The organism is Archangium sp. (genome assembly GCF_036388035.1).
Taxonomy (GTDB): domain Bacteria; phylum Myxococcota; class Myxococcia; order Myxococcales; family Myxococcaceae; genus Archangium.
This window is the reverse complement of sequence record NZ_DASVSO010000112.1, coordinates 1-7,263: the sequence shown is the minus strand read 5'-3', so window position 1 is coordinate 7,263 and position 7,263 is coordinate 1. Positions and strand designations below refer to the sequence as shown.

Annotated in this window: 9 protein-coding genes; 4 read left to right on the top strand and 5 right to left on the bottom strand. The window is 69.0% G+C overall.

All coding sequences use genetic code 11. The features are described 5' to 3' along the window. The coding region (locus VF697_RS04975) for an SDR family NAD(P)-dependent oxidoreductase (RefSeq protein WP_331092326.1) at positions 1-228 on the bottom strand (228 nt) is incomplete at its 3' end. Then, positions 228-1,223 (bottom strand): zinc-dependent alcohol dehydrogenase family protein, encoded by a 996-nt coding sequence (locus VF697_RS04970; protein WP_331092325.1) that lies wholly within the window; start codon positions 1,221-1,223, stop codon positions 228-230. The genes VF697_RS04970 and VF697_RS04975, both read right to left, overlap by 1 nt. 144 nt (positions 1,224-1,367) lie before the next feature. Between VF697_RS04970 and VF697_RS04965 the strand changes: the two genes are divergently transcribed. Together VF697_RS04965 and VF697_RS04960 are read left to right on the top strand one after the other, a co-directional pair. After that, the gene (locus VF697_RS04965) at positions 1,368-1,841 is read left to right on the top strand and encodes an NfeD family protein (RefSeq protein WP_331092324.1); all 474 of its coding nucleotides are present in this window, start codon (positions 1,368-1,370) and stop codon (positions 1,839-1,841) included. Then, the gene (locus VF697_RS04960; RefSeq protein ID WP_331092323.1) at positions 1,842-2,909 is read left to right on the top strand and encodes an SPFH domain-containing protein; all 1,068 of its coding nucleotides are present in this window, start codon (positions 1,842-1,844) and stop codon (positions 2,907-2,909) included. A gap of 72 nt (positions 2,910-2,981) precedes the next feature. Here VF697_RS04960 and VF697_RS04955 read toward each other — a convergent pair whose 3' ends face one another. The 3 genes from VF697_RS04955 to VF697_RS04945 are packed head-to-tail and all read right to left on the bottom strand — an operon-like array spanning position 2,982 to position 5,985. After that, the gene (locus tag VF697_RS04955) at positions 2,982-3,437 is read right to left on the bottom strand and encodes a GFA family protein (RefSeq protein WP_331092322.1); all 456 of its coding nucleotides are present in this window, start codon (positions 3,435-3,437) and stop codon (positions 2,982-2,984) included. Between the two features lie 15 nt (positions 3,438-3,452). After that, positions 3,453-4,211: a ceramidase gene (locus VF697_RS04950; RefSeq protein WP_331092321.1), complete on the bottom strand. Its 759-nt coding sequence runs from the start codon at positions 4,209-4,211 to the stop codon at positions 3,453-3,455. A gap of 22 nt (positions 4,212-4,233) precedes the next feature. Further along, entirely contained in the window at positions 4,234-5,985 is a 1,752-nt protein-coding gene (locus VF697_RS04945; RefSeq protein ID WP_331092320.1) for a hypothetical protein, read from the bottom strand. Positions 5,986-6,094: 109 nt separating this feature from the next. Here VF697_RS04945 and VF697_RS04940 point away from each other — a divergent pair, with 109 nt between their 5' ends. Next, a complete protein-coding gene (locus VF697_RS04940) occupies positions 6,095-6,466 on the top strand; it encodes a hypothetical protein (protein ID WP_331092319.1) in 372 nt (123 codons plus the stop codon). Positions 6,467-6,641: 175 nt separating this feature from the next. Beyond that, on the top strand, positions 6,642-7,263 hold a 622-nt coding region (locus VF697_RS04935), incomplete at its 3' end, for an ATP-binding cassette domain-containing protein (protein ID WP_331092318.1).

The window sequence follows — 7,263 nt, the reverse complement described above, 5'->3', positions numbered from 1 at the left end:
CAGCACCTCGTCCACCACCCGCTGCCAGTCCGCCTCTTGCGTGACGTCCAGCTTCCAGGAGCGCGCGGCCTCTCCGAGCGCGCCGGCCACGTCCCTCGCGCCGGGCTCGTTGCGATCCGTCACCGCCACCCGGGCGCCCTCGCGGGCCAGCATCTGGACCATCGCCTTGCCCAGCCCCGACGCCGCCCCCGTCACCAGCGCGACCTTGCCTTCGACTCGCCCAGCCATCACTTGCCTCCCACCGGACCCGCCGGCGTCAACAGCACCTTGCCCTGGCGCCCGCCCTCCATCGCCCGCGTCAGCGCCTCCTTGATGTTCTCCAGCGGGAACGTGGCCTCCACCGGCGCATACAGCACGCCCTCGGCCACCAGCTTCGCCATCCGCTGCATCAGCGCCGCCTGCTCCTGGCGCGGCGTCTTGTTCATCCAACTCACCAGCCAGAAGCCGCGCAGCGTCACGTCCTTGAAGATGGTCGCCGCGGGCGAGAGGCTCGGCCCCTTGCCGCTCATCGCGCCGTAGTTCACGACGATGCCGCCCGGGGCCAGCGAGTCTCCCAGCCGCGTCGTCGCCGAGCCGCCCACCGCGTCGATGCCCAGCCGGATGTTCGCGCCGCCCGTGGCCTCGCGCACCTTCGCGGGCAGCTCCGGCCCGTCCACCAGCACCACGTCCGCGCCCAGCTCGCGCAGCTCCGGCACCAGGTCCTCGCGCCGCACCACGTTGACCGTCTTCAGTCCCTCGCGCTTCGCCAGGGTGATGAGGTAGCGTCCCACCGCCGAGTTCGCCGCGTTCTGCATCACCCACTCACCGGGCTGCGGCTGGATGAAGGCGTGCAGCAGCAGCTCGGCCGTCGGGGGATTGATGGAGAGCATCGCCAGCTGGAGCGGATCCGCGCCTTCTGGAAGGGGCAGCAGCCGCTCCGCCTTGGCCTTCAGGTGCGTGCGCCAGGTGCCCGCGCCCATGGGCAGGAAGACGTGCTGGCCGGGCCGCACCGCCGAGCTGCCCGACACCTCCACCACCCGCCCGACGCCCTCGTTGCCCGGCACCGCCGGCAGCTTCGGCAGCAGGCCGTACTGGCCGCTGAGCGTCATGATGTCCGAGGGGTTGATGGGCGTGGCCACGACTTCCACCAGGGCCTCGCCCGGGGCGAGCTCGCCGGGCGTCTCGTCCACCACCTGCACCACGTCCAGAGGCGGCCCGAAGGCCGAGAAGCGCACCGCTTTCATGAGACTCCACTCGTCCAGGTTTTCGAGGGGCGCCGAGACTACCCCGCCCCCCACCTCAAAGGGCGAGGAATGTCGGCCACGGCGAGGGGGTTGTGGCGCGCCGCGTCGGCATGGTGGCAAGCTCTGATCCGACAGGAACATTCCATGGACATCCCTGGCTGGCAGTTGTGGATCATCGCCGCGGTTCTCGCGGGAGCGCTGGAGATCGCCCTCCCGGGCTTCGTGCTGCTCTGGTTCGCCGCGGGCGCGCTGGCCGCCAGTCTGTTGGCGGCCCTGGGGCTGGGCATCAACCTCCAGCTCACCGTCTTCATCGTCGTCTCGGTGGCCCTCTTCGCCGCGTCGCGCACCATCTTCAAGAAGGCCTTCATGCGCAACGCGGGCAACGTGAAGACGGGCGTGGAGGCGATGGTGGGCCAGGAGGCCCTGGTGACCGAGTCCCTCACCGAGGGGCACGGAGGCACGGTGCGCATCAACGGGGAGCTCTGGTCGGCGCGCTCACTCGGGGGCACCGTGACCGAGGGCGAGCGCGTCATCGTGGAGCAGGTGGAAGGCTTGAAATTGTGGGTGCGTCGCCCGTCGACGGCACTCGAAGTTCCCTTGAAGAAGGAAGGTACTTAGATGGGCACTGGAGTTCTCGTCGTCATCGCGCTGGCCGTGGGCTTCGCCCTCGTCAAGGGCCTGCGCATCGTTCCTCAGGCGAAGGTGATGGTGGTGGAGCGCCTGGGGAAGTTCCACAACGTCGCGACCAGCGGGTTGAACATCCTCATCCCGTTCCTCGACTCGCCCCGCGCCATGGAGATGCGCGTGGACAACCGCTACACCCGCACGCACCTGGTGGACATGCGCGAGCAGGTCATGGGCTTCGAGACCGTGCAGGTCATCACCCATGACAACGTCACCATGGAGGTGGGCTCGGTCATCTACTACCAGATCGTCGACGCGGCGAAGGCGCTCTACGCGGTGGAGAACCTCGCGCTGGCCATCGAGCAGCTCACCATGACGAACCTGCGCAACATCATGGGCGGGCTGACGCTGGACCAGACGCTCACCAGCCGCGAGACGGTCAACACCAAGCTGCGCATGGTGCTGGACGAGGCCACCGAGAAGTGGGGCGTGAAGGTGACGCGCGTGGAGCTGCGCGAGATCGAGCCGCCCAACGCCATCAAGGAGGCCATGGCCAAGCAGATGACGGCCGAGCGCGAGCGCCGCGCCGAGGTCACCAAGGCCGAGGGCGACAAGGCCGCGGCCATCCTCGAGGCCGAGGGCGAGAAGATCTCCCGCATCCTCCGGGCCGAGGCCGAGCGCGACGCGGAGGTCGCCCGCGCCGAGGGCCGCAAGCGCGCCACGCTGCTGGATGCCGAGGCCAAGGCCGAGGCCACCCGGCTGGTGTTCGACGCGGTCAACTCCGGTGGCGGTGCCACGCCCGAGGTGCTCGCGCTGCGCTACATGGAGACGCTGCAGGAGCTGGGCAAGGGCGACAACAAGATGTTCGTGCCCTACGAGGCCACGGCGGCGCTCGGCAGCATCGCGACGCTCAAGGAGGTGTTCGCCCGGGAGGCCAGCGCCAAGCCGCAGCCCGCGCCCAGCGCCGCGGCCCTGAGCGCCCAGTCCATCTCGCGCACCTTGGGGTCGCAGCCCCCCGCCATGCCGGTGCGCACCCGCCCCTCCCTGCCGGCCGACGAGTAGTCCCGGCGGAAGAGCGCGGCCCGGATCTCAAACGCCCTTGCCCTCGGAGCTGGAGGGCGAGGGCGTTGCCGTTTACTCCGCCTGCTCCGCGTACTCCTTCGTCAGCCTCGCGAAGTCTTCGAAAGCCGGCAGCTTCTCGAAGCTGTGAACCGCGGGCGTGGTTGCCCAGGGCAGCTTCTCGCTCGTCCACGTTTCGATGAACGGTGTGAACCAGCTGGGATCATCGAGCATCGTCGCGCGAAGGTTGACGAACCAGTCCATGCCCTCGGGCCGGGTGAACATCCAGCTCATGCAGTGCGGGCAGAAATAATGGCGGTTCGCCCCGTGGAGGCCACCAATGACGGGCTCTCCTTTCGTGACCGAGAACCCTTCGCTCGGGATCGCGGCACTCAAGGAGTAGGCGCTGGCGGTCATCCGCTGGCAGCCCGTGCAGTGGCAGGCCATGGTGAGCAGCGGCGGTGCGCTGATCCTGATCCGCACCTGTCCACAGCGGCATCCGCCTTCCCAAGGTAGGTTCCGGTCGCTCATGATCCGCTCGCGATATCACGGGTGCTCCGTGCTCCGCACGAATGGAAGCACCCCGGCGGCGAAGTGGAGCCGCGGCGCCTGTCCGAGCGTCCTCAGCCGGTCGTGGGCGATGACCATCAGGAGCGCGTAGAACCCGCAGGACACGAGCACGTGCCACCACGCGTGGAACTGGGGGTTGGGGAGGCCATGCGCGGGCAGCGTCTCATTGAGCGTGGCGCAGAACCGGGTGTCGCTCATCCACAGCACGATCGCGAGCGCGTAGGCGCCCATGCCGACCTGGAAGACGCGGCGGGCCTTCACCTCCTGGTTGCGGCGGTGGATGAGGTAGACGCGCGCGAGGGCGAAGAATTCCAGCGACGCGAAGCTCGTCTGGAAGAGGAAGAACTGGAGCCTCCCCCTGAAGAAGGCCGTCAGCCAGGTCGAGAGCACCGCGTAGCCGAACAGGACGAGGGGGAACCAGAGCCCGAACCGCCGCTCGGGGCGATTCTCCATGAGGATGTAGACCATCAGGAGGGCGAGGTAGAGCATCGGCAGCTCGTCCAACATCTGATGCTGGAAGAGGAGCGTCGCATGGAACGCGATGCTGCCCAGTCCCACCACCGACACCAGCGCGAACGCGAGCAGCAACCGACGCTCCAGCACGCGGTGGTGCAGTGCGATGCCGAGCACACCCGCGAGCACCATGGCCAGGCTCGAGACCGAGTTGAACAGCTCGCAGATGTAGTGGGAGTGCGCGTAGTTCGTCTCGCACCAGTCCACCGTCGCGGTCGTCACGCCCCAGTAACCCATAGCGAACTCAGGGTCGCAGGCAGAGGGGCGCCTCGCTCACCTCGGCCGGCTTCGTGATGATGGAGCGAAGCTGCTCCTCGGAGCAACCACAGAGGTGGAGTCCGTAGGCCACGAGCTCGCGGTAGCTCTCGACCTTCGCGGGCTCGGTGACGTCGGTCTTCCGGAGCACGGTGGCGGCGGCGCGCTCGTGGGAGGCCGCGCCGAGCACCGCGAGCGCGATGCGCAGCGACGGCGCTTCCGACTCGATGCCCAGCGTCCGGACCTTCTTCACCGCGGACCCCAGCTGTGCCAGGGCACCCGAGGGCGGCCGCACCTCTTGCTCGAGCGCCTCGGACAGGTGCCGACGCGCCTCCGAGGTGACCGCTTCGTTCCGCTTCACCCGGGCGAAGTACTCCAGCGCCCGCGCGCGCCACGCGTAGTACCCGCGGAACTCCACCGGGGGTGGCTTGCCGTACGCCCGCGCGACCGCGAGCAGCTCGTCGGACGCGGGCGGGGCCTTCGCGTGGGCGAGGAACTCCAGCGCGCGCTCGCGGCCCACGTGTTCATTCCCCAGCGAACCGGCGACGGCGGCGCGGTGCGTCGGCTCGTCCGGTTGCAGGCACTGCATGAGTGCCTCGTCCACCTCGGGGCCGCCCTTCTCGAACGTCCGCTCGAGCTGCGGGCGCGTCGCCTCCCGCGCACGGAGGCACGCCTTCGCCATGTCCCGGCGCTCCTCCTTCTCGCAGCGGTTCATCCGGTTCTCCAGCTCCTCGTGGATCTTCAGACGCATTGCCCAGGCCTGGAGCGCTGGCACGGCCTCGAAGATCGTCGGCGGACCGGAACAGAGGGTCTCGAGGATCTCCAGGAGGAAGGGCTTGAGCACCTTCTCCTCGGCGAGCTTCTCGAAACATCCGAGCACCGCGGCACTCGCGAAGCCGCCCATCTCCGGCTTCACGCTCTCTCGCACGAAGGACTGCAACGCCTCGCGCTCGGCGGTGTTCTTCAGCCCCTCCGGCGAGCAGATCATCGCGATGGCCGGAGCCTTCTCGAACTCGCCAATCCCGCTGTCCGCGAACGCCTCCCGCAGCAGCGGCAGCGCGCCCGCGCCGAACCACTGGAGGGCCTCCACGAGCAGCGGCGCGTTGGGCCGGCCGTTCACCCCGACATGGACCGCATCGTCCATCCGGTACTCCAACCAGCGCACCGTCTCGTAGATCTTCTGGCCGTGCTCGCGAGTGAAGAAGCGGAGTTGCTTCAGGTACTCGTCGGCGATCGGCCGGAGCGCGGCGGGGTTCTTCTCGAACTTCCACCGACCCGCCTCCTTTCTTCCACTCGCCACCTCGAGGACGACATCGCTCCACAGGTCGCGCAGGAAGAAGTGCTGGAGCACCCGCGCCTTCTTGCCCCCTGCCTCCTCGATCACCATGAAGAACGTCTCGCCGCCCCGGCTCACGTAGCGGGTGGCTTTCGCTCCATTCGGACGGGGCTCCTCGCGGATGAAGACCAGGTCATTGAACTGAGCCAGCACCGCGGGGCCCAGATAGAGACCCTTGCAGGCCGGCACCTCGCAGTGGCCCTTCCACTTCGCGACGCGATAGCCCTTCAGACGACCTTCCTGATGGGCCAGCCCCGGCGCTTCCGCGACGGAGAAGTTCTCGCCCGTCAGGTTGATGGGCTTCGGGGGACCGCGTCCGCCAGAAGACCCGTCGGCGACGGCGGGCGAGGACATCAGGGCCACGAGGAGCACGAGGAGCGTTCGGAGCGAGGACGTGTGTTGCATCACCGCTATGATACTTCCGAGGGGCCGCGAACGGCGAAACCCGGCTCCCGAGCGGGAACCTTTCACGCTCCCCGCTGTCTGAGCGGGCGCACCCACTCAAGGAGCACCCATGTCGGAAGCCTTCATCGCTGGTGGTTGGGGGATGTATCCCACGCTCATCGCCGGGCTCGCGCTGCTGGCCACCAGCCTGCGCTACGCCAGCCGTCCGGAGTCGCGCTTCGTGCCGCTCATCCTCACGCTCGGGCTCTTCACGCTCCTGGCCGGCGGACTGGGCTTCATCACCGGGCTGCTCAACCTGCTGCGCCTCTACACCGGCCCGCTGGCCGGCGAGGGGCCTTCCGTCCTGTACCTCGGCGTCTACGAGGCGCTCCACAACGTCGCCCTGGCGCTCCTGCTGACGACGACGTCCGCGCTCGCCGCCTCGGTCGGTGCGTGGCGGCTCTCCCGGCAGGCGCAGGTCGCCACCGTTCCGGTGCGCTAGGCCCGTCAGGGATTGCGCCAGGGGCCGTCGGTGGTTATAAATCCCGGGCCCTGCGGTCTTGACTCGCACACGAGGCTTCGTACTCCATTGAAGATCCACTCCTGAATCGTCGGCGCTGTCTTTAAGCCACCCACCGGGCCCCTCGTGCGCGCCCGGAACGATTCCGGAGTTCCTTGTGTCACTCGTTCGCGCTCAGCGCGTCTCCTTCGCGTTCTCCGACGCCGTTCCCCTCTTCTCCGACGCGGAGTTCCACCTGCCTGTCGGCTGGACCGGGCTCGTCGGCGCCAATGGTGCCGGCAAGTCCACCCTGCTCCGCCTGCTCTCCGGCGAGCTCCGGCCCTCGGAGGGGCACCTCCACTTCGAGCCGACCTCGGCCCTCGTCCACCTCTGCCCGCAGCAGGTCGAGGCGCTCACCCCCGACATCACCGCGCTCGCCGAGGCGTATGACTCGCGCTCGCGGCGACTGCTCGGCCAGCTCGGGTTGGATCCCACCGCGCTCGAGCGGTGGCCCACGCTCTCTCCCGGCGAGCGCAAGCGCTGGCAGATCGGCGGCGCCCTCGCCCGTGAGCCGGACGTGCTGCTGCTCGACGAGCCCACCAACCACCTCGACGCCGAGGCTCGCGCGTGGCTCATCGCCACCCTGCGTCGCTTCCGCGGAGTCGGGGTCCTCGTCTCGCATGACCGCGAGCTGCTCGAGTCCCTCACCACGTCCACCCTGCGCGTCCACGCGGGCTCGGTGCGCCTCTGGCCTGGGGCCTACTCCGCCGCTCGCGAGGCCTGGGAGGGCGAGCTGGAGG

Coding starts and splice junctions, on each gene's coding strand:
- VF697_RS04970 (WP_331092325.1), bottom strand. CDS start 1,223: ATGAAAGCGGTGCGCTTCTCGGCCTTCGGGCCGCCTCTGGACGTGGTG.
- VF697_RS04965 (WP_331092324.1), top strand. CDS start 1,368: ATGGACATCCCTGGCTGGCAGTTGTGGATCATCGCCGCGGTTCTCGCG.
- VF697_RS04960 (WP_331092323.1), top strand. CDS start 1,842: ATGGGCACTGGAGTTCTCGTCGTCATCGCGCTGGCCGTGGGCTTCGCC.
- VF697_RS04940 (WP_331092319.1), top strand. CDS start 6,095: ATGTCGGAAGCCTTCATCGCTGGTGGTTGGGGGATGTATCCCACGCTC.
- VF697_RS04945 (WP_331092320.1), bottom strand. CDS start 5,985: ATGCAACACACGTCCTCGCTCCGAACGCTCCTCGTGCTCCTCGTGGCC.
- VF697_RS04955 (WP_331092322.1), bottom strand. CDS start 3,437: ATGAGCGACCGGAACCTACCTTGGGAAGGCGGATGCCGCTGTGGACAG.